The organism is Bacillus sp. 22483 (assembly GCF_052044605.1).
GTDB classification, from domain to species: Bacteria; Bacillota; Bacilli; order Bacillales; family Bacillaceae; genus Bacillus; species Bacillus altitudinis.
In genome coordinates this window covers 373,375-394,984 of the sequence record NZ_JBQENU010000002.1, presented here as the reverse complement: position 1 = coordinate 394,984, position 21,610 = coordinate 373,375, and the positions used below count along the sequence as shown (strand labels likewise).

Annotated in this window: 17 protein-coding genes and 1 pseudogene; 15 read left to right on the top strand and 3 right to left on the bottom strand. The window is 41.0% G+C overall.

Translation table 11 applies throughout. The features are described from left to right. Nucleotides 1-8: 8 nt before the first annotated feature. Together ACTJJQ_RS04945 and ACTJJQ_RS04940 are read left to right on the top strand one after the other, a co-directional pair. Entirely contained in the window at nucleotides 9-1,928 is a 1,920-nt protein-coding gene (locus ACTJJQ_RS04945; RefSeq protein WP_440599991.1) for a heavy metal translocating P-type ATPase, read from the top strand. Between the two features lie 104 nt (nucleotides 1,929-2,032). Continuing rightward, nucleotides 2,033-3,127 carry a M24 family metallopeptidase gene (locus ACTJJQ_RS04940; RefSeq protein ID WP_007498720.1) on the top strand — a complete coding sequence of 365 codons (1,095 nt, stop codon included), beginning with the start codon at nucleotides 2,033-2,035 and terminating at the stop codon, nucleotides 3,125-3,127. 55 nt (nucleotides 3,128-3,182) lie between these two features. On the opposite strand, the gene ACTJJQ_RS04935 is transcribed toward ACTJJQ_RS04940, so the two are convergent. Further along, nucleotides 3,183-3,326 carry a hypothetical protein gene (locus tag ACTJJQ_RS04935; RefSeq protein ID WP_008348070.1) on the bottom strand — a complete coding sequence of 48 codons (144 nt, stop codon included), beginning with the start codon at nucleotides 3,324-3,326 and terminating at the stop codon, nucleotides 3,183-3,185. 93 nt (nucleotides 3,327-3,419) lie between these two features. Here ACTJJQ_RS04935 and ACTJJQ_RS04930 point away from each other — a divergent pair, with 93 nt between their 5' ends. From ACTJJQ_RS04930 to ACTJJQ_RS04880, 11 genes and pseudogenes are all read left to right on the top strand, one after another. Continuing rightward, a complete protein-coding gene (locus ACTJJQ_RS04930; RefSeq protein WP_039956480.1) occupies nucleotides 3,420-4,409 on the top strand; it encodes a LacI family DNA-binding transcriptional regulator in 990 nt (329 codons plus the stop codon). A 55-nt stretch (nucleotides 4,410-4,464) separates the two neighbouring features. Beyond that, complete coding sequence (gene glcT / locus ACTJJQ_RS04925) at nucleotides 4,465-5,319, top strand: glucose PTS transporter transcription antiterminator GlcT (RefSeq protein WP_017359435.1); 855 nt, start codon at nucleotides 4,465-4,467, stop codon at nucleotides 5,317-5,319. Between the two features lie 202 nt (nucleotides 5,320-5,521). Next, entirely contained in the window at nucleotides 5,522-7,621 is a 2,100-nt protein-coding gene (gene ptsG, locus ACTJJQ_RS04920) for a glucose-specific PTS transporter subunit IIBC (protein WP_073414319.1), read from the top strand. 93 nt (nucleotides 7,622-7,714) lie between these two features. After that, a complete protein-coding gene (locus ACTJJQ_RS04915) occupies nucleotides 7,715-7,981 on the top strand; it encodes a phosphocarrier protein HPr (RefSeq protein ID WP_003211078.1) in 267 nt (88 codons plus the stop codon). Further along, nucleotides 7,981-9,699 carry a phosphoenolpyruvate--protein phosphotransferase gene (gene ptsP, locus ACTJJQ_RS04910; protein ID WP_017367135.1) on the top strand — a complete coding sequence of 573 codons (1,719 nt, stop codon included), beginning with the start codon at nucleotides 7,981-7,983 and terminating at the stop codon, nucleotides 9,697-9,699. The genes ACTJJQ_RS04915 and ptsP overlap by 1 nt, the downstream gene beginning before the upstream one ends. 113 nt (nucleotides 9,700-9,812) lie before the next feature. Then, nucleotides 9,813-10,040 carry a transcriptional regulator SplA domain-containing protein gene (locus tag ACTJJQ_RS04905; RefSeq protein ID WP_008361179.1) on the top strand — a complete coding sequence of 76 codons (228 nt, stop codon included), beginning with the start codon at nucleotides 9,813-9,815 and terminating at the stop codon, nucleotides 10,038-10,040. 80 nt (nucleotides 10,041-10,120) lie between these two features. After that, on the top strand, nucleotides 10,121-11,149 hold the full coding sequence (gene splB, locus ACTJJQ_RS04900; RefSeq protein WP_007498710.1) for a spore photoproduct lyase: 1,029 nt from the start codon (nucleotides 10,121-10,123) through the stop codon (nucleotides 11,147-11,149). Between the two features lie 115 nt (nucleotides 11,150-11,264). Next, nucleotides 11,265-12,287: pseudogene (locus ACTJJQ_RS04895) on the top strand (cache domain-containing protein); the annotation flags it as partial. Continuing rightward, nucleotides 12,279-13,226: a methyl-accepting chemotaxis protein gene (locus ACTJJQ_RS04890; RefSeq protein ID WP_370529227.1), complete on the top strand. Its 948-nt coding sequence runs from the start codon at nucleotides 12,279-12,281 to the stop codon at nucleotides 13,224-13,226. The pseudogene ACTJJQ_RS04895 and the gene ACTJJQ_RS04890, both read left to right, overlap by 9 nt. A gap of 76 nt (nucleotides 13,227-13,302) precedes the next feature. Then, nucleotides 13,303-14,088, top strand: coding sequence for an SDR family oxidoreductase (locus ACTJJQ_RS04885; RefSeq protein WP_007498705.1), 786 nt, complete (start codon nucleotides 13,303-13,305; stop codon nucleotides 14,086-14,088). A 13-nt stretch (nucleotides 14,089-14,101) separates the two neighbouring features. Then, nucleotides 14,102-14,974 (top strand): NAD(P)-dependent oxidoreductase, encoded by an 873-nt coding sequence (locus tag ACTJJQ_RS04880; RefSeq protein WP_008348050.1) that lies wholly within the window; start codon nucleotides 14,102-14,104, stop codon nucleotides 14,972-14,974. Between the two features lie 114 nt (nucleotides 14,975-15,088). On the opposite strand, the gene ACTJJQ_RS04875 is transcribed toward ACTJJQ_RS04880, so the two are convergent. Beyond that, entirely contained in the window at nucleotides 15,089-15,886 is a 798-nt protein-coding gene (locus tag ACTJJQ_RS04875) for a CAP domain-containing protein (protein WP_017359431.1), read from the bottom strand. 336 nt (nucleotides 15,887-16,222) lie between these two features. On the opposite strand from ACTJJQ_RS04875, the gene ACTJJQ_RS04870 reads away from it, so the two are divergent. Together ACTJJQ_RS04870 and ACTJJQ_RS04865 are read left to right on the top strand one after the other, a co-directional pair. After that, nucleotides 16,223-18,349 carry a peptidoglycan D,D-transpeptidase FtsI family protein gene (locus tag ACTJJQ_RS04870; RefSeq protein ID WP_076821792.1) on the top strand — a complete coding sequence of 709 codons (2,127 nt, stop codon included), beginning with the start codon at nucleotides 16,223-16,225 and terminating at the stop codon, nucleotides 18,347-18,349. A 156-nt stretch (nucleotides 18,350-18,505) separates the two neighbouring features. Next, nucleotides 18,506-20,332, top strand: a complete 1,827-nt coding sequence (locus tag ACTJJQ_RS04865; protein ID WP_440599990.1) for a PAS domain S-box protein — start codon at nucleotides 18,506-18,508, stop codon at nucleotides 20,330-20,332. A gap of 25 nt (nucleotides 20,333-20,357) precedes the next feature. On the opposite strand, the gene ACTJJQ_RS04860 is transcribed toward ACTJJQ_RS04865, so the two are convergent. Beyond that, nucleotides 20,358-21,530: an aminotransferase A gene (locus ACTJJQ_RS04860; protein ID WP_019743910.1), complete on the bottom strand. Its 1,173-nt coding sequence runs from the start codon at nucleotides 21,528-21,530 to the stop codon at nucleotides 20,358-20,360. Nucleotides 21,531-21,610 lie beyond the last annotated feature (80 nt).

Genomic DNA, 21,610 nt, shown 5'->3' with positions numbered 1-21,610 from the left:
AAGTAATCATGAATGAGAATACAGTACTTTATCAAACGACAGATCAAAAGGGATCCAACTCGCTCTTTCAAAAATGGGCACAGCACGGAGAATTAATCGCAGCAGGCATTTCGGGGATTCTCATCTTGATTGGATGGTTTCTAAAGGATGAAACGATGTGGAGTATTCCTCTTTTCATTCTTGCTTTTGTTATTGGTGGTTTTGCAAAGGCAAAGGAAGGAATTGAAGAAACCATTTCATCCAAGACATTAAATGTAGAACTTTTAATGATATTTGCTGCGATAGGCTCAGCGATCATTGGCTACTGGGCAGAGGGAGCCATTTTAATTTTTATTTTTTCGCTTAGCGGTGCGCTAGAAACGTATACGTCAAATAAAAGTAAAAAAGACTTAACGGCCTTAATGAGTATCGCTCCAGATGAAGCCACTTTAATTGAAGAAGATGGCACCACCATCCAAATCGCTGCTTCTTCACTTACGCCAGGCGACCGTATTTTAATCAAAGCGGGCGAACGAATTGCAGCAGATGGTGTGATCATGAGCGGAAGAACAAGTGTAGACGAATCTGCCTTAACGGGTGAATCGGTGCCTCAGGAAAAAGGGCAAGGGGAAGATGTGTTTGCAGGAACAGTGAATTTAAATGGTTCATTAACAGTAGAAGTAACAAAACATAATGAAGAAACACTTTTTCATAAAATCATTAAGCTGGTGGAATCTGCACAAGAAAGTGTATCGCCAAGCCAAGCATTTATTGAAAAATTTGAAGGTGCATATGTAAAAGGTGTGCTCATCACTGTAGCGATTTTAATGTTTCTGCCTCATTTTGTACTTGGCTGGAGCATGAGTGAAACGTTCTACCGTGCGATGGTGTTTATGGTAGTTGCCTCGCCTTGTGCACTTGTTGCCTCAATTATGCCAGCAGCTCTTTCACTCATCTCAAACGGTGCAAGAAACGGTATGCTTGTAAAAGGAAGTGTCTTTTTAGAAAAACTGGGCACAAGTACGATGATTGCATTTGATAAAACGGGTACGATTACAAGTGGAAAACCAGCTGTTGAAAAAGTGGTCTTGGCAAAAGGGCAAGATGAATCGACCTTTTATCAAGCGCTCTATCAAATTGAAAGTCAGTCAAACCATCCATTAGCTAAAGCCATTTCTGATATGGCAAAAGAGCATCATACAGAGCGGGCAGCCCACGTAACCATTGAAGAAACATCAGGTTTTGGTGTGGAAGCACAATTAAATGAGGACACATGGCGGATTGGGAAGAAAGATTTTGCCGGAAAAGCTTCAATGGATCGTGTCATTGAAGAGAATGGTGATGTTCTTTCATCCAAAGGATATACAGTTGTCTATGTTCAAAAAAATCAAGAAGTCGTCGGATGTCTCGGTTTGAAGGATCAAATCAGACCTGAAGCCAAAAAAATGATTCAGGAGCTGAATGATTTAGGCATCCAAACCGTTATGCTCACAGGGGATCAGCAAAAAACAGCTGAAGCGATTGCAGAGGAAGCAGGCATCCAAACCGTTGTCGCTGAATGTCTTCCAGATGAAAAGGTACACGAAGTCAATCAACTGAAAAAACAAGGTGATTCGATCATTATGGTCGGAGATGGAATCAATGATGCACCTGCACTCGCCACAGCGGATGTTGGCGTCGCAATGGGCGGAGGCACAGATGTTGCTTTAGAAACAGCAGATCTCATTTTAATGAAAAATAACTTAAACAATCTAACAAAGATGATCCGTCTTTCAAGAAAGATGAACCGAATCATTAAACAAAACATCATCTTTTCATTAACAGTTATTTGTCTCTTAATCTGTGCGAATTTCTTACAAGTTCTTGATTTACCTTTTGGTGTCATTGGGCATGAAGGCAGTACGATTTTGGTTATTTTAAACGGACTTCGTTTGCTTCGTGCTTCTTAAGCAAATCACAAAAGCGCACTGGCTTTAGGTCAGTGTGCTTTTGTGCGAAATACAGTGAAAACTGATACAATAGATCAGTAGTCAAACGTGTGAGGAGGATCACGATGAATCGAATGAAAAACTTGTCTTCTTGGCTTAAGAAAAAAGACATTCAAGGTGCATTTATACATACAAAGGAGAATGTATTCTATCTATCTGGATACTTCACAGAGCCGCATGAAAGAGTGATGGGGCTGTTTGTTTTTCAGGAAGCAGATCCATTTTTCATTTTGCCTAAGATGGAAGTTGAGCAAGCAAAAAATGCGGGATGGGCTGGAGATCTCATTGGATATGAAGACCATGAAAACCCCTTTGATTTCATACAAAAGGCACTAGAAAAACGAGGAGTAAAAGCGACTCGCCTAGCGATTGAAAAAGAATCCATTCCTTTGCAAAGAGCAGAGCAGCTTCAAGCTGTCACTGGGGCAGAAACATTCGTCCGGGCAGAAGATGTGCTCAATCAGCTAAGACTAATTAAAGACGAAGCTGAAATTGAAACATTGAAAAAAGCTGCTCAATTGGCAGACGAAGGCGTCAAAATTGGGGTTCATGCCCTAAAAGAAGGGGTGACGGAAACCGAAGTTCTTGCTGTCATCGAATATGAACTGAAGAAAAAAGGCATTCAGGGCATGTCCTTTTCAACCATGGTACTATTCGGAGAAAAATCAGGAGAACCTCATGGAAATCCGGGGCAGGCAGCCTTGAAAAAAGGTGATTTTGTTTTATTTGACCTTGGCGTGATTGTGGATGGCTATTGTTCAGATATTACAAGAACCTTCATCTATCAAGAAGCGTCTGAACAACAAAAGGATATTTACAACACCGTCTTGAAAGCCGAATTGGCAGCACTTGATATGAGCCAGCCGGGTGTGAGAATTGGTGACCTTGACTTAAAAGCAAGAGGGCTGATCGCAGAAGCAGGATATGGCGAATATTTCCCGCACCGTCTAGGGCATGGACTTGGGGTTTCTGTTCATGAGTTCCCTTCTATGAGTCAAGCAAATGATGACCTTCTAAAAGAAGGGATGGTCTATACGATCGAGCCGGGTATTTATGTACCAGGAGTCGGCGGGGTTAGAATTGAAGACGATGTTCTCATTACAAAAGATGGCCCAGTCACCTTAACCAATTATCCAAAAGAGTTGACGATCATCAAGTAATGAAAAAAATCACGATGAACGTCCAAGTATTGGGAGCGTCATCGTGATTTTTTTGTCACTCTTTGCGATCCTTATCAACAAAGAAATCATCAATTGATTGAAACGGCTTGATTTTATGTTCTTTTCCTAAAGGATGTAGTGCGAATCGAGCAGAAAACAAAATAGTCAAACATAATATGATCCATATGATAATACCCATCTTGAATTCCCCTTTCCACCCAGTGATTTGTTCAGCTCACATACATCTTAAAGTATGAAACGCTTACCATATCAAGAGAAAGTAGGAGAAAAAATGCCTAACATAAGGGATATTGCGAAAAGAGCGGGTGTATCGGTTACCACCGTTTCACGAGTGATGAATGATCATCCTTATGTCAAAGAAGAAAAGCGAGAGCGCGTACTTAGTGCGATGAAAGAGCTCAAATATACACGGAATATTCAGGCAGTGCATTTAGCAAAGGGCTATTCCAATATGCTTGGAATTGTGCTTCCGACAATTGATCACTCCTATTTCAGCGGAATTGTCACAGGGATTGCAGAGAAAGCACAGGAGCGCGGAATGCATTTTGCCTTGTTTCAAACAGGATATGACCCATTAAAGGAAAAAGAAGCATTAATGAGCTTAAAAGAGCAGCGTGTGGATGGTTTAATCTTTTGCTCAAATGCGTTAAGTGATCGAGACATTTTAAAGTGGCAGGAATCTGGTCCTATTATTTTTTGTCATCCTACTCCGCATGATACATGTTCATCGGTATCGATTGCGCATGATCAGGCTTTTAAGGAAGGGCTTGAACACTTAGCGGCATGCGGTCATGAGCGAATCGCAATCGTTCTTGCTAGAACAGAAGGGGAGAATAGCCAAGTTCGCATTCAGACTTATCAAGAAATGATGCGGTCGCTTGGGCAGGACATTGATGAGGAATGGATCATTGAAGGAAAACTGACCATTTTTGATGGCAAGCAATTATTTACAGAATGGAAAGAGATGAAAAATCGTCCGACAGCCTTACTGATTACAAACGATGATGTATCAGCAGGTTTTTTACTAGAAGCACAGCGTCACCAAATAAACGTTGGAGAATCACCAGCCATACTTGGCTTTCAAAACGATCAATTGAGTGAAGCATTGGGGATTTCTAGTATAGACATTCCTCTCAAACAAATGGGGCAGGAAGCATTTGATTTGTTCAATCGAGCGTTACAAGGAGAGGCACCAGAAAAAAGGGTGCTGTCATATCGACTCGTTGAGCGCACAACGACTATTTTAAAAAACAATCGTTGACGCACGTTTCATCTGTTTTGTACGATAAGAAGGATTGAATAAGAAGGAGGTGGGGATGTTCATGGAATCCTTCACCGTTGATAAAGCGTTAAATAATAATGTCATCATCGCAAAACACCCTTCTTTAGGCGAAGTGGTCCTGATTGATAAAGGGATCGGCTTTGGGAAAAAATCGGGTGACGTTCTCGATCAAGCGGCATTTGAGAAAATGTTTGTGTTAAAGAACACAAAAGAGCAAACAGAATACAAACAATTGCTGCACCACATTAATGAGGACATGATTGAGCTTGCCAATGACGTCATTTATCATATACGAGAAAAAATGGGGCATCGCTTAAATGAGCATATTCACATTGCTCTGACAGATCATATTGCCTTTAGTTTTAAGCGAGTTAAGCAAGGCTATGATATCACCAATCCTTTTATGCTTGAAACGAAATCCTTATACCCGAAAGAATACGAGGTCGCAAAGGAAGTCGTGGAACTGATAAATGCGCGGCCAGATGTTGAAACAAAGCTGCCCGAAGGAGAAATTGGGTTTATTGCGCTCCACATTCACTCTGCTTTAACGAACCGGCCTTTATCCGAGGTCAACCGTCATTCGCAGCTTATGACACAAATGGTCCAAGTCATAGAAGATGCATTTCATATGAAAGTAGATAGAGAAAGTATTCATTATTTACGCTTACTGCGCCATATTACGTTTTCGATTGAGCGTATTAAACGGGAAGAATCATTAGAGGAGCCAGAAAAGTTGCTTCATCTATTGAAAAATGAATATCCTTTATGCTACAATACTGCTTGGAAAATGATCAAAATTTTGCAACATGCATTGAAAAAGCCTGTACAAGATGCTGAAGCTGTCTATTTGACACTTCACCTGTACAGATTGACGAATAAAATTTCATAGTTTCCTTGAAACGTGTAACTGATTCGATCAGGCATGAGTGACTTAAGGTAAATACAGGATAAGATCCTGTTATTTGCGCAACCTTATATCACCATGCCTTTTTTGTGTTCTGAAAGTGAAATGTAAACGGTTAATTATGAAATGTACGTCAATATGTGATTGAAATGTATGTTGTAAGCGAAAACAAAAGGAGGTTCAACCAGTGTTTAAATCACTTTTTGGTGTGTTGCAAAAAATTGGACGAGCACTTATGCTTCCAGTTGCGATCCTTCCTGCTGCTGGTATTTTACTAGCACTTGGAAATGCGATGCAAAATCCGCAGCTGATTGATGTCGCTCAATTTTTAAGCAATGATACAATTCAGCTTGTTGCTAGTGTTATGGAGAATGCGGGGAATATTGTCTTCTCGAATCTTCCACTCCTATTTGCTGTAGGGGTTGCCATCGGTCTTGCCAATGGAGACGGTGTGGCAGGGATTGCCGCGATCATCGGTTACCTTGTCATGAACGTGACGATGAGTGCCGTATTAATGGCCAATGGTTCTATTCCATCCGATTCAGTCAAATTGGCTAAGTTCTTTAAGGAAAGTCATCCAGCATATGTGAATATGCTCGGCATACCGACCTTGTCTACCGGCGTTTTTGGCGGGATTATTGTCGGGGTATTAGCGGCTTATATGTTTAATAAATTTTACAAAATTGAGCTCCCGCAATATCTTGGCTTCTTTGCTGGTAAGCGTTTTGTTCCAATCGTTACGTCGATTTCAGCACTTATTTTAGGGCTTTTGATGCTCGTCATTTGGCCGCCAATCCAAGGTGCATTGAACTCATTTTCAACAGGACTGCTTGCAGCGAATGAGCCGCTGGCTGCTTTTGTATTCGGTGTCATTGAACGCTCATTAATTCCGTTTGGTCTGCACCACATATTCTACGCACCATTCTGGTATGAATTTTTTAGCTATAAGAGCTTATCAGGAGATATTATCCGTGGTGACCAGCGTATTTTCATGGCGCAAATCAAAGATGGTGTTCAGCTGACAGCTGGGACATTCATGACAGGGAAATATCCGTTCATGATGTTTGGACTTCCAGCAGCAGCACTTGCGATTTACCATGAAGCCAAACCTAAGAATAAAAAGCTTGTAGCAGGAATTATGGGATCAGCGGCCCTTACTTCTTTCCTAACAGGGATCACTGAACCGCTTGAATTCTCATTCTTGTTTGTTGCACCGATATTATTTGCGATTCACTGTGTATTTGCTGGATTGTCCTTTATGATAATGGATATTCTAAACGTGAAAATCGGGATGACCTTCTCAGGAGGGTTAATCGACTTCTTCCTATTTGGTATCCTGCCGAATAGAACCGCTTGGTGGCTTGTCATTCCAGTCGGTCTCGTACTGGCTGTCATTTACTACTTCGGATTCAGATTTGCGATTCGCAAGTTTAATCTGAAAACACCAGGACGCGAAGATGAAGCAGCTGACGGTGCAAGCAGCGCTCAATCTGGAAAAGGCGATGACTTACCTTATGAAATTCTTGAAGCAATGGGTGACCAAGAAAACATTAAACACCTAGATGCTTGTATTACGCGTTTACGTGTCACTGTAAATGATCAGAAAAAAGTGGATAAAGACCGCTTGAAAAAGCTTGGCGCTTCAGGTGTCCTTGAAGTAGGGAATAACATCCAGGCCATCTTTGGTCCACGCTCTGATAATTTAAAAACACAAATGCAGGACATTATTGCAGGGCGCACACCTCGACCAGCGAAAGACCCTTCTGCAAAAGAAGAAGTTAGCCAGCAGGTTGAAGAAGTCATTGCAAAACCGCTTCAAAACGAACAAGGGGAAGAAACGTTTGCTTCACCAATTACAGGGGAGCTGCATCCAATTACAGATGTGCCAGATCAAGTATTCTCAGGGAAAATGATGGGTGACGGTTTTGCTATCTTGCCAAAAGAGGGAACAGTGGTTTCACCAGTAAGAGGAAAAATCTTAAATGTGTTCCCAACAAAACACGCCATCGGCCTCCAGTCTGATGGTGGACTTGAAATCTTGATTCACTTCGGGATTGATACAGTCAGCCTCAAAGGAGAAGGATTTGAAGCATTTGTACAAGAGGGAGATCAAGTAGAAATCGGTCAAAAACTTTTAGAGGTTGATATTGATAAAATTAAGTCAGAAGTACCATCTTTAATGACACCAATTGTATTTACAAACTTAAGTGAAGGACAATTTATTGACCTTCAAGAATCCGGTGAAATCAAAGCTGGCCAAGAAAACATCATGAAAATTTCAAAATAATTTTCATAACTGCCGTTCTTGTTAGATGACAAGCTCGGCAGTATGATATAATATTGTGGATGTATGAAATGTATAAAAAGGAGATTGATAAAAATGGCTCAACAAACATTCAAAGTAACTGCAGATTCTGGAATTCACGCACGTCCTGCAACAGTTCTTGTACAAACTGCTAGTAAATATGATGCTGATATCAACTTAGAATATAATGGTAAAACAGTGAACCTGAAATCTATTATGGGTGTAATGTCTCTAGGAATTGCGAAAGGTGCTACAATCACAATCTCTGCTTCTGGTTCTGATGAAAATGATGCACTTGCTGCGCTAAAAGACACAATGAAAAGTGAAGGCCTAGGCGAGTAATGCAACAACTGAAAGGAATCGGTGCTTCAGCAGGCGTTGCGATTGCAAAAGCATATCGTCTAGAAGAACCAGATTTAACAGTTCACCAAAAAGACATCAATGATCCAGAGACAGAAGTGAAACGCTTTGAAGAAGCAATTCATGTTTCAAAGCAAGAACTTGAAGCAATTAAAGAGCATGCGCTAAAAGAACTTGGCCAAGATAAAGCGGATATTTTTTCTGCACACCTTCTTGTGTTAAGTGATCCAGAGCTGCTCAACCCAGTGAAGGATAAAATCACATCGGATAAAGTAAATGCTGAATTTGCTTTAAAAGAAACAGCAACAATGTTTGTTACAATGTTTGAAGCAATGGACAATGAATACATGAAGGAGCGTGCAGCGGATATTCGCGACGTTACAAAACGTGTCACTGGTCATTTGCTAGGCGTTGACATTCCAAACCCAAGTATGATTTCTGAAGAAGTCATTATCATTGCTGAAGATTTAACACCTTCTGATACAGCTCAGCTGAACAGACAATTCGTCAAAGGTTTTGCGACAGATATCGGTGGTCGTACTTCTCACTCAGCGATTATGGCAAGATCAATGGAAATTCCAGCAGTTGTTGGGACAAAAGAAGCAACAAAAACGGTGAAAAACAATGATCTGATTATTGTTGATGGTATTAGCGGAGACGTCATCATTCAGCCTTCTGAAGATGAAGTGAAAGCGTATCAAAAAAAGCATGAAGACTACTTAGCTCAAAAAGCGGAATGGGCGAAACTTGTTGACCAACCAACGGTCACAAAAGACGGCGTTCACGTAGAGTTAGCTGCGAATATTGGAACACCTGAAGATGTGAAAGGTGTACTTGAAAATGGCGGCGAAGCAGTTGGATTGTACCGTACAGAATTTTTATACATGGGCAGAGATCAGCTCCCAACAGAAGAAGAGCAGTTCGATGCGTATAAAACCGTTTTAGAGAAGATGGAAGGCAAAGCTGTGGTTGTCCGCACACTAGATATTGGTGGCGATAAAGAACTTCCTTACTTGCAGCTTCCAAAAGAAATGAATCCGTTCCTTGGCTATAGAGCGATCCGCCTTTGCCTTGAAGAGCAGGAGATTTTCAGAACACAGTTACGCGCGTTACTTCGTGCAAGTACATACGGAAACTTGAAAATCATGTTCCCTATGATCGCGACGTTATCAGAATTTAGAGAAGCAAAAGCTATTTTACTTGAAGAAAAAGAAGCATTGGTTGCTGCTGGTACAGAAGTATCTGATTCCATTGAAATCGGAATGATGGTAGAAATTCCATCAACAGCTGTTATCGCAGATCAATTTGCAAAAGAAGTAGATTTCTTCAGTATTGGAACAAATGATTTGATTCAATACACAATGGCTGCTGATCGAATGAACGAACGAGTGTCTTATCTTTACCAGCCATACAATCCAGCTATTTTACGCCTCATAACGCTTGTGATTGAAGCAGCGCATAAAGAAGGTAAATGGGTTGGCATGTGCGGTGAGATGGCAGGAGATGAAATCGCAATCCCGCTCCTACTTGGATTAGGATTAGATGAATTTTCAATGAGCGCAACATCAATTCTTCCAGCAAGAACGCAGTTAAGCAAGCTTTCTAAGGAAGAAGCTGCATCATTTAAAGAGCATATCTTATCACTGAGCACAACTGAAGAAGTGGTTGATTTCGTGAAAAATACGTTTCAACATAACTAGGTGATGTAAACCAGACAGGTCAAACTGTCTGGTTTTTTTGTCGAATTTTATCATAATCAGTCATATCGCTTGCAGAGAAGGGCATCCTAAAATAAAAAATGGAGGTGACCAGTTTGTCTTTCTCTAACTATAAGCCAGGTGATCAAGTATATGTCATTTATCGAAATCCACATGCAGCCAATGTCGCACAAATTAAAGAAGCGGAAATCGTTTCACATCCTTACAATGAGCAAGAGCTTGCGCTATTTCTACTTGAAACATATCACCCATTAGCCCCTGATGATGCCGTATTTCCAACATACGAAGAAGCAGAAGCCCTTTATCAAGATCTGTTTGAATAAGGGAGATTTTAGAAAGGATAGAAGCCATCCTGAGAGGTTAAAGTAACGGTATGAACCTATAAGGTAAGGATGTGCTAAATATGATCAAACCGTTCGTTCCTCAGCTTGTGTATATTGAACCTCGGGCGCTAGAGTACCCATTAGGACAAGAGCTGAAAGAAAAGTTTGAAGGTATGGGAATTGAAATTAGAGAAACAACGTCACACAACCAAGTGAGAAATATTCCGGGGAAAAATGATTTGCAAAAGTACCGTAATGCAAAATCGACGCTCGTTATCGGCGTGAGAAAAACCTTAAAATTTGATACATCTAAACCATCTGCAGAGTATGCCATTCCGTTTGCGACAGGATGCATGGGGCATTGCCATTATTGCTACCTGCAAACGACGATGGGGAGTAAGCCGTACATTCGCACATATGTCAATGTAGAAGAGATATTAGATCAGGCTGAACAGTACATGAACGAGCGTGCACCTGATATCACGCGATTTGAAGCTTCATGTACATCCGATATCGTAGGAATTGACCATTTGACTCACACACTCAAACGAGCGATTGAATACTTTGGTCAAACCGATCTTGGCAAACTGCGCTTTGTTACGAAATTTCATCATGTAGACCATTTGTTAGATGCAAAACACAATGGGCGAACAAGATTCCGCTTTAGTATCAATGCCGATTATGTCATTAAATATTTCGAACCTGGAACATCACCACTCGATCAGCGGATTGAAGCGGCTGTAAAGGTAGCAAAAGCAGGCTATCCACTTGGCTTTATTATTGCCCCTATTTACATTCATGAAGGGTGGCAAGAGGGCTATAAAGTCCTATTTGAAAAACTCGATGCAGCTCTCCCTGAAGAAGTGAGACAAGATATCACCTTTGAAATGATTCAGCACCGTTTTACAAAACCGGCGAAGCGTGTCATCCAAAAAAACTATCCGAAAACAAAACTAGAACTAGATGAAGAAAAGAGAAGATATAAGTGGGGTAGATATGGAATTGGAAAATATATCTATCAAAAAGATGAAGAACAAGAACTTAGACAGACATTAGAATCATATATCGAACAGTACTTTCCGTCTGCAAAAATTGAATATTTTACTTAAAACAAGTCATTATGGCTTGTTTTTTCTATTTAAATTTTCTTACAACTATTGAATGCGGTACCAATTTTGCCGATATACACATTAAGATGCGAAAGTAGGATGTAGGGGTGATGAGATGTTTAAGAAACTTCAAGTGAGAATAGCTGTTTTCATCTCAGTTATTTTAATTTTAACCGTTGTCGCAGTTCAAGTGGGTTCCAATTTAGTATTAAGACCATTGATTGAACGAGATGCGAAAACAACGACAGCAGCAACGGCAGAAAGCATGAGAGACATCATAGCACTAAAGCTTGAGAATTACGGTGATACGATTAACAAATTGGCAACAAGTACACTTACTGAAGATTTTGCACAGAAACAAACAAAGCAGACATTGGCATTTGAAAACGATGAATTAAAAGGATTGCAGGAGCAGGATGAACTCATCTCGCTTGCCTATATAGGAACAAGTGATGGTAAAATGTTCGCTTTCCCGGAGTCCGATTTTGGTGAAGGGTATGATCCGTCTAAACGAGACTGGTATATTCAAGCAGCTGAAAAGCCTGACGAAGTCCTATGGACAGATCCGTACATTGATAAAGCAACAAATGAAATGGTCGTTTCAGCCACGAAGGCGATCGTACGAAACGGGAAAGTAGTCGGTGTCGCTGGACTTGACTTGAAACTGGCTTCCATTCAGTCTTATATAAAAGAACAAAAGATTCCTTATATGGGAACGGCTTTCTTAGTTGACGGCACAGGGACCATTTTGGCACACCCAACAGAGCAAGGAAAAAATATCTCAAAAGTCGCTTCTGTGAAAAAAGCGATCGACAACTCGGGTATTGATGATGACAAACAACTGACCGTCATCTCAAAAATTAAAGAGGCAAACTGGACGATCGGTGTGAGCTTCGAGAAAAAGAAACTTCTTTGGATCACTGAACAAATGAATCAGACAAGTATCATTATTTCTGTCATTGCCATTATACTTGCCATGATTCTAAGCTACTTATTGGCTAGAAGCATTACAACACCAATTAAACGCCTCATCGAGCATGTTCGTAAAGTGTCTGAAGGCGATTTAACCAGCTCGCTTGAGTCGAAGTCTCAGGATGAGATAGGTTTCCTCACGAAAAGCTTTAATCAAATGACTGAAGGCATCAGGGATTTAATTGAAAAAGTGAAAGAGTCTTCAGATCAGGTTGTGAAATCAACGGATGAAGTGACACAAATTTCAAACGAGACCTTGCTATCTAGTGAACAGATTGCAACGGCTATTCAAGAGGTTGCTGTAGGAGCGACGAAACAAGCATCAGAAGCGGAAACCATTAATGAAAAATCAGAGCATTTGTATGAAAAAGTTCGTCATATGGGTGAGCTTGCCACGCAAATGCAAACCAACTCAAAATCATCGGAAGATGCAAGCTATAGAGGACTTGATGCTCTTGGTCTGCTCGTCCAAAAATCAACACAAGCGAATGAAGAATCGAAGAAGGTAGAGCAAATGCTGCTTGACCTTGAGCATAAAACGAAAAATATTGAAAACGTCGTAACAGCGATCTCTGAAATCTCAGATCAAACGAATTTACTCGCACTGAATGCAAGTATTGAAGCAGCGAGAGCAGGAGAAAGCGGAAGAGGATTTGCTGTTGTTGCAGAAGAAGTCAGAAAGCTGGCTGAACAATCTGCAGAATCAACGAAACATATTAGTGAAACCGTAAAACTCATTCAAGATGAATCGAAAAAGGCAGCTGAAGCGATGACAGCAGCAAGCAAAATGAATGAAGAACAAGGTGATGCCATCAATTCAACAGGAGAGGCACTCAGCAGTATCACAATGGAAATGCAGGCACTTGTCGGCTCCATTGACAGCATTCATACACAAATCAATGAAATGACTGAAGAACAACAGAAAATGAATGATTCCATTCAAAGTATAGCGGCCATTTCACAAGAATCCGCCGCTTCAGCTGAGGAAGTACATGCTTCGACAGACGAACAAGTACAAGCTTTAGAAAGAACGAAAACATCAACAGAAATGTTGAACGAATCAAGTCAGGCACTGCGTCAGGCAGTCAATCGGTTTAAACTATAATCTTGTAGAAAAGAACCTTGCCATGTGAGCAAGGTTCTTTTTGTATGATAAAATATGAACAGAGGAGGGTGCCAACATGCATGTTAATCTATCTGGAAAAAAAGCATTGGTCGCTGCAAGCAGTCAAGGTATCGGTAAAGCCATTGCCTTTCATCTTGCAAAAGAGGGAGCAGATGTGATGCTCTCGGGAAGACATGAGCAAACGCTGCAAGAAGCGGTCAAAGAATTATCCCCGCTTGTAAAAGGGAAGCTGACGTATCAAGTATGTGATGTATCTGACGCCGAGCAAATTAAAGCGCTTGTCGTCGCAGCAGCAGGTGATGAAAAACGTCTTGATATACTCGTGAACAATACAGGCGGTCCTCAAACAGGAACACTTGAAACCTTAACAGATGAAGATTGGATGGAATCATTTCAGCTTCATTTACTCAGCTATATTCGGTTATTAAAAGAAGCCTTGCCGTATTTAAAAAAACAAGGTGCACGCGTGTTAAATATTGCATCTATGTCGGTCAAAGAACCGATCCCAGGCTTGATGCTGTCGAATACATTTAGACCGGCCATTACCGGCTGGACAAAAACAGCTGCTCAGGAGCTTGCCAAAGATGGCATTTTGATCAATACCTTAGCCCCTGGGAAAATTGAAACAGAGCGCGTGAAACAGTTAGACAAACACCGTGCACAAGAGGAGCAACAATCGGTTGAAGAGATCAAAGCACAAGCTGAACGTATGATTCCGCTGGGCCGTTACGGGCAGCCAGAGGAATTTGCAGCATATGCGGCTTTTCTTTTATCTGAAGCCAATACATATATGACAGGTCAAACCCTCATCATTGATGGTGGATTGACAAAGTCTCTATAAGGAGGAATTCTTGATGGCACAAATCAAAACAGTTGGTTTTATTGGAATCGGTGTAATGGGGCGTAGTATGGCAGGGCATTTAATGAATGCTGGCTACGAAGTTCTCGTTTATACAAGAACAAAAGCAAAGGCAGACACATTGATTCAAAAAGGTGCTCTTTGGAAATCGACCGTAAAGGAGATCGCAAAGGAGGCAGATGCCGTCATCACAATGGTCGGGTATCCATCAGATGTAGAAGAAGTCTATTTAGGAGAAGATGGACTCGTGGCACATGCTGCGCCTGGTACACACCTCATTGATATGACCACATCGAAACCTCAGCTGGCAAAAGAAATTGAAGCGAAAGCGAAGGAAAAAGGACTATTTGCATTAGATGCGCCGGTCTCTGGCGGAGACGTTGGAGCCCAAAATGGCACGCTGGCCATTATGATTGGTGGAGAAAAAGCAGCCTATGAAGCGTGCCTGCCGCTATTTCAGCAAATGGGAGAAAATATACAATATCAAGGACCTGCAGGAAGTGGTCAGCATACAAAAATGTGTAACCAAATCGCTATCGCAGCAGGGATGGTAGGTGTGGCAGAGGCAATGGCTTATGCGGAAAAATCAGGACTTGATCCAGAGCAGGTACTTAAAAGCATCACAACAGGAGCAGCTGGCAGTTGGTCTTTGTCAAACCTTGCACCAAGAATGCTGAAAGGTGATTTCGAGCCAGGATTTTATGTGAAGCATTTTATTAAGGATATGGGCATTGCACTTGAAGAAGCAGAGCTGATGGGAGAAGAGATGCCAGGCCTTTCACTAGCGAAGTCATTATATGAAAAGCTCAGCGAACAGGGCGAAGAAAACAGCGGAACACAAAGCATCTATAAATTATGGGTGAAATAAAAAAACTGCCCCGCCTAGGTGGAACAGTTTGTAGCGTGTAAACAAGCCCTCACATGGCTGAAAAAAGAAAACAAACTAAAAACCTGTCCCGAAAAGAGACAGGTTTTTTTGATCTTATTTTCCGATGAATTGCTGCGTCCAGTAGTTACCAGATTTTACATAACCTACACCGATATGTGTATAGTTTTTGTTTAAAATGTTCGCTCTGTGACCTTCACTGTTCATCCAAGCTGTTACTACTTCTTGAGGTGATCTTTGACCTTGCGCAATGTTTTCACCTGCTGTTTTGTACGTGATACCAAATTGCTTCATTTGATCAAATGGAGATCCGTAAGTTGGGCTTGTATGAGAGAAATAGTTTTTATCTTTCATATCTTGTGATTTAGCGCGAGCAGATTTGCTTAATTTAGAATCAACAGAAAGAGCTTTTAAGCCTTGTTTTGCACGCTCTTTATTTGTCAGCTCAACCACTTCTTGTTCAAATGCATTTAAGCTGCTGTCTGCTTTTGTTGCAGTTGTGTCTTTTTGATCAGATTTTGAGCTGTTGTTCGTTGTGTTTTCTTTTGCTGGTGTGCTTGGTTTAGAAGTAGCTGGTTTTTTCACTGATTCTTGTTTTTGCTCATTTTTTGCTTTGTTTACTTCTTTCACCACTTTTGTACCAGTAACAGGTTGACCACTTTTGATCAGCTTGTTTAATAGAGCTTCGATCTCTTTTTGATTTGAAGTGCTTAGCTTGTTTACATCTGAAGAGATATGTAATTTTGCAGCTAATGTATGAAGATCAATGGCTTGATGCTGTACGTTTATGACTTGTTTCAGGTTAAGCTCTTTCGCATCAGCTGAATGCCCTCCAGTGAACGTGATCAATGCAGCAGCTGTCAGCGCTGAAAAAATGAATGATTTCTTTTTCATTTTGTAACTCCTCCTAAAATCTTTGTTTTGTTTTCTCACAGAAAATCATAACATGGACTTTTTGTTATAAACGTACCAGCATCCTCCATTGACAACGCCCATTTGTCATTTTTGTTAAAGTCATAGAAAGAATCTCCTCATATCAATGAATGGAGAATCTTTCTATTTAAAGAAAACGACATAAACATACCAATATTTTAAAGTGTTAGTATATTTTTTTGCAGAATAGGGATTGACAGCTTTTTTTCACTTGTTTCGCTGTAACAACTATTACAAAAGTGTTACAATAAAGAGTGGTAATTGTAAAAGATTGAAAGGATGAGAGGAGCTACATAAGTGGGAGAGAAACAGCATCAAGGTGCTGCCGAGCAGAAAAAAATGAAGCGCCGGAACGCCTGGAGAATTAATCTCTTTTTCTTCGCTGTATTTAGTTTATTTGCTGGACTTGTCATCAAGCTCGGTGTGCTGCAAATCGTCAATGGTGAGGATTATAAAAAGCAAGCCAACCGAACTGAGGTCAAAACAGCATCATACCCGTCTCCAAGAGGAAAAATGTATGACGCGAGAGGAAGAGTCGTTGTTGATAACGAAAGTGTTCCTGCCATCGTTTATACATCAGAAAGCGGTGTGAAAGCGGAGGATAAGATTAAAGTAGCAAGAAAACTTGCGACTTATATAAAAATGGATACAGATTTTTTGAGAGAGCGTGACATTCGAGATTTTTGGCTGGCCAGCCATCCGAAAGAAGCGGATAAGCTCATTTCAAAAGCAGAGCAAAAGAATCTTAAATCAAAAGATGTCTATCCTCTTCAAGTAGAGCGTGTGCCTAAGAAAGAAATCAAGGCGATCGAAAAAGATGCAGAGGAAAAAGCAGTTGCAGCGATCTATCGCAGGTTTACAGGCGGATATGCCTTTGAACCTCAAATCGTGAAAGCGATGGACCCGAACGAAGAGAAAAAAGGGGACGAAAAAGTTGCGCTGCTTGATGAAACTAAAGAATCAAAACAGACATCATCCGTAAGTTTGACATACGAAGAGATCTCACTTGTATCAGAGCATCTTGATGAACTGCCTGGTGTAAATGTCATCAATGACTGGACAAGGAAATATCCGTATGAAAAAACCCTCTATAATGTCCTTGGCGGTGTCACCACCCCAGAGCAAGGCATTATAAAAGAGCGTGAAGATTACTATATGGCAAGAGGTTACTCGCGAAATGACCGAGTAGGAAAAAGTTATTTAGAATATCAATATGAGGATTTTCTCAATCCAGAAAAAGCAACTGTTCAATATACACAGGTCGGCGGAAAACTGCTTGATGAAATCAAGCGGACAGAAGGACGAAGAGGACTTGACCTTGCACTCACATTTGATATGGAGCTGCAAAAGGAAGTCGACAAAATCGTTGAATCAGAGCTAAGATCCGCTAGTGCAAGAAACTATATGATGGACCGTGCCTTTGTTGTGATGATGGACCCTAACACAGGTGATGTTCTCGCAATGTCAGGGAAGAAAATGGACGGAAGAGACGTCACAGATTATGCGATCGGAACATTTACGACACAGTATGAAATGGGCTCTGTTGTCAAAGGAGCTACTGTCCTCTCTGGTTATCAAGATGGCATGTCACACAACCAATCCTATTTGGATACTGGGCTCTATTTTGCAGGAACTGGAGGGAAACCGAAAAAGTCTTACAAAGACCTTGGATGGGTCAACGACCTTCAGGCTCTTCAAAAGAGTTCCAACGTATACATGTTCCAAGTAGCGATGAGAATGGCAGGAATCACCTACCAAAAGAATGGCCCGTTACCGGCAAGACCTGAACACTTACAAAAAATGAGAAACTACTATGCGCAATTCGGTCTTGGCGTGAAAACAGGCATCGATTTGCCGCAGGAATCAAGCGGAATGCAGACGCATCCTAAGACAGTCGGCGGACTCTTGCTTGATGAAGCGATTGGTCAGTATGACACGTATACACCACTTCAAGTCGCACAATACATGTCGACCATCGCAAATGGAGGTAACCGTATTCAGCCAAGAGTGGTGAAAAGTGTTCACTTTCCAACGAATAAGGAAGAAGTAGGCCCTGTTGTGAAGAAATATGAGCCGAAGGTGCTGAACACCATTAACAACTCGAAAGCAGATATCGACCGTGTCAAAATGGGACTAAAAATGGTCACATCAACAGGCGGGACTGCCGCTGGCCGGTTCGGTCAGCATGATGTTGCAGGGAAAACGGGTACAGCCCAAACCTTCTACTATGGTGCCAACCGGAGCTGGTGGGGGAATGCCACGTACAATTTAACCTTTGGAGGATATTATCCTTCTTCCAATCCGAAAGTGGCATTTAGTGTCGTCACACCGTATGTATCAGATAAAGATCCTGTCATTAAAACCATTCCAAGTAAAATTGTTGATAAGTACGTTGAATTACAAAAGAAATATGAAAAGCAATAAACAGCAGGGAGCACAGCAAGAGAAAGTGCTCCCTTTTTGCTGAAAATATGGACGTTTCACACGAGATTGGGAGGAAAATACGGTTTTTCTAGCGAATCCTTTTTATACATCAAACTAAGGACAACCCTAAAAAAATTAAAGGAGGGTCGGACGACGATGGAACAAAAAATGAAAGATTCGAATCAGCTGTACTCGAATATTGATTTACATGCCGTTCTTTCTTCTAATGGCCGCTTTCTCTACATTTCTTCCAATTGTAAGCAGCTTTTGCTCTATGAACAAAAGGATTTACTAGGGTGTTTTTTGAAAGACTTTGTTCATACCGAAGATCAATTTCTCGTCGAAAGTTATTTCTATAATCAGCACATGCTAGAGATTTGCCACTTTAGACTGCTTAGAAGTGATCTTACAGCTGTATGGGTAGAAGCAAGCATTGATTTTGTAGCTTGTGATGGGTTAGACAACGATTTAAGTAGAGAAATGATCCTGAAAATGAGGGTAATGAATACAGAGCCTCAAAAAGCAGCATTTCAACCAACAGAAATGTCAGAACAGTCGTTAGGCAGTCTACCGGCTTTCCAAGATGTCAGTGAAGCTGAAAATCTGATTGCCATGCTGCCAAATCCGTTATGTATTACGGCGCTTGGGAAAATTGTGTATGCCAACGATGCGATGCTGCAATTAATGGGTGTATGTACAAAAGATGAAATGATCGGCAAGTCTGCGTTTGATTTTATTGCCGAGGAGTATCATGACATTGTGAGAAGCCGAATCAAAAGACTGCAGCAAGGCCTTCCAGTCGGAATGATTGAACAAATATGGAAAAGGAAAGACGGGAGCATGATTCATATTGAAGTGAAGTCATCTCCGGCAATTTATCAAAATCAACGGGCAGAACTTTTACTATTAGTGGACATCTCTTCCCGTAAGAAATTTCAAACCGTTCTTCAGAAAAGCAGAGAGCGGTATCAGCTGCTTATCCAAAATTCTATTGATACCATTGCCGTCATCCACGATCATAAATGGGTATTTATGAATGAATCAGGTATTAAATTATTTGAAGCCGAACATTACGATAAATTAATCGGAAAAGATATCTTTCATCAAATCCATTCATGTGATCAGCAAAAAGTCAAAAAGAGCATATCACGTATTATCGAAAGAGCATCAGATTCTGAGATTGTGACGATGAGCTGCCATACGTTTAAACACCGGTTGATTTATACAGAAATGGTTTGTATCCCTACCACATTTTTTGGTGAAACAGCCGTTCAAATTATTTTAAGAGATATATCTGAACGAAAACAGACAGAAGAACTCATGCTGCGCTCTGAAAAATTATCAATCGCAGGTCAATTGGCAGCAGGCATTGCACATGAAATAAGGAATCCACTGACGGCGATTAAGGGCTTTTTACAGCTCATTAAACCAAAAACAAAAGACCGTGATCAATATTTTGAAATTGTCTTCTCTGAGCTGAGCCGGATTGAAATCATCTTAAGTGAGCTACTAATGCTTGCAAAGCCGCAGCAAACGGCATCCATGCAGACGCTTGATTTGAAAAAAATCATTAGCGAAGTCACCGCTCTGCTAGAAACACAGGCCAACTTAAATGGAATTTTGATGAACACAAGTGATATTGAGGAGGATCTCCTGATGAATGGGGATCAAAACCAGCTGAAGCAGGTGTTTATCAATTTAATCAAAAATGCCGTCGAATCCATGCCAGACGGAGGGAAGGTAGACATTACCGCCAAAGCCGAAAAAGAAGGGATACTTGTCACGATTAGAGATGAAGGAATTGGTATTCCTGAATCGGTCATGAAGCGGATCGGTGAACCTTTTTTAACGACAAAAGAAAAGGGAACAGGGCTTGGGCTCATGGTGACATTTAATATTTTAGAAAATCACAACGGAACCATCCGGGTAGATAGCCACCCAGAGAAAGGGACTGTGTTTCACATCATGTTTCCCGCAAAATAAAAACAACGGCAAGAGAGCCGTTGTTTCATCCGTCTGTTGATTGTATGGAACGCTTTTCAAGAACAAATTGTTCGAGACGGTCAAGTCCTTCTTTTAACGTTTCAAGTGAATATGCATAGGAAAGGCGCACATATCCTTCTCCGAGTGAAGAGAAAGCAGAACCAGGTACGACCGCAAGTTTTGTACTTTCTAACAACTCCATGCAAAAATCAAATGAACTCATCCCAAACGATTCAATGGAAGGGAAAATATAAAAAGCGCCGGAAGGCTTAATGACCGGAAGCCCCATAGAAATGAGGCGATCATATACATAGTCGAGTCTTTTCTTATATTGCTCTCTCATGATCAGTGCATCATCCACACCATTTGTCACTGCTTCAAGTGCCGCCTTTTGTGAGATAGCCGAGGCACAAGACACGTTATATTGATGTACTTTTAATACATGTTTAGCAATAGGAGCGGAAGCAAATAAAAAGCCGATTCTCCATCCGGTCATGCTATGAGATTTTGACAGTCCATTGATGACAATCGTCTGTTCCTTTAAGAAAGAAGCAATGGAATGATGTGGACGATCAAATGTCAGCTCACTATAAATTTCATCAGATAGAATAAAAATATCCTTTCCTTCAAGAAGCTGTGCAATTTCTTTCAATTCTTCTTCTAATAGCGTGACCCCAGTTGGATTTGAAGGGTATGGAAGGACAACACACTTTGTCTTTTCCGTTAATGCATCTTCAATCAGCTTGGCATTTAATTTAAAACCGGCATTTGTTGTGTCAATATGCACGGGCACCGCACCGCACATCCGAATGATCGGTTCATAGCCAGGGTACACAGGGCCGGGCAGGATGACCTCATCGCCTTCAGTCAAAATGGTTCGAAACGCAGCATCAATTGCTTGACTCGCACCTGTTGTCACAATGATTTCTGTCTCTGCATCATAATCAAGATGGACTTTCTTTTTGATGTATTGCTGGATCGCTTGTCTTAGCTCTAAAAACCCAGCGTTATGAGTATACGAGGTGAAATTCTCGTCAATGGCTGTTTTGGCAGCTGTTTTGACATGATGCGGCGTATAAAAATCGGGCTGACCTATGGTCAATGAAACGACATCCTCATATGAAGATACGAGATTTGAAAATGTTCGAATGCCTGAAATTTCAATATCCTTTACTCTTGGATTCAGCAAATGCTCCATTTCTCATCACCTTAAAAATTTATGTTTTTATCCTATTTTACCATTCACTGCATAAATGTCACCTGCGGAAAGGCTTCGGA

Excerpts from the sequence above, each read along its gene's own strand:
- ACTJJQ_RS04890 (WP_370529227.1), top strand. The coding sequence starts at position 12,279 with ATGACTGAAGGCATCAGGGATTTAATTGAAAAAGTGAAAGAGTCTTCA.
- ACTJJQ_RS04945 (WP_440599991.1), top strand. The coding sequence starts at position 9 with ATGAATGAGAATACAGTACTTTATCAAACGACAGATCAAAAGGGATCC.
- splB (WP_007498710.1), top strand. The coding sequence starts at position 10,121 with ATGATCAAACCGTTCGTTCCTCAGCTTGTGTATATTGAACCTCGGGCG.
- glcT (WP_017359435.1), top strand. The coding sequence starts at position 4,465 with ATGTTCATGGAATCCTTCACCGTTGATAAAGCGTTAAATAATAATGTC.
- ACTJJQ_RS04865 (WP_440599990.1), top strand. The coding sequence starts at position 18,506 with ATGGAACAAAAAATGAAAGATTCGAATCAGCTGTACTCGAATATTGAT.
- ACTJJQ_RS04940 (WP_007498720.1), top strand. The coding sequence starts at position 2,033 with ATGAATCGAATGAAAAACTTGTCTTCTTGGCTTAAGAAAAAAGACATT.
- ACTJJQ_RS04860 (WP_019743910.1), bottom strand. The coding sequence starts at position 21,530 with ATGGAGCATTTGCTGAATCCAAGAGTAAAGGATATTGAAATTTCAGGC.
- ACTJJQ_RS04935 (WP_008348070.1), bottom strand. The coding sequence starts at position 3,326 with ATGGGTATTATCATATGGATCATATTATGTTTGACTATTTTGTTTTCT.
- ACTJJQ_RS04885 (WP_007498705.1), top strand. The coding sequence starts at position 13,303 with ATGCATGTTAATCTATCTGGAAAAAAAGCATTGGTCGCTGCAAGCAGT.
- ptsP (WP_017367135.1), top strand. The coding sequence starts at position 7,981 with ATGCAACAACTGAAAGGAATCGGTGCTTCAGCAGGCGTTGCGATTGCA.
- ACTJJQ_RS04915 (WP_003211078.1), top strand. The coding sequence starts at position 7,715 with ATGGCTCAACAAACATTCAAAGTAACTGCAGATTCTGGAATTCACGCA.
- ACTJJQ_RS04875 (WP_017359431.1), bottom strand. The coding sequence starts at position 15,886 with ATGAAAAAGAAATCATTCATTTTTTCAGCGCTGACAGCTGCTGCATTG.
- ACTJJQ_RS04880 (WP_008348050.1), top strand. The coding sequence starts at position 14,102 with ATGGCACAAATCAAAACAGTTGGTTTTATTGGAATCGGTGTAATGGGG.
- ACTJJQ_RS04930 (WP_039956480.1), top strand. The coding sequence starts at position 3,420 with ATGCCTAACATAAGGGATATTGCGAAAAGAGCGGGTGTATCGGTTACC.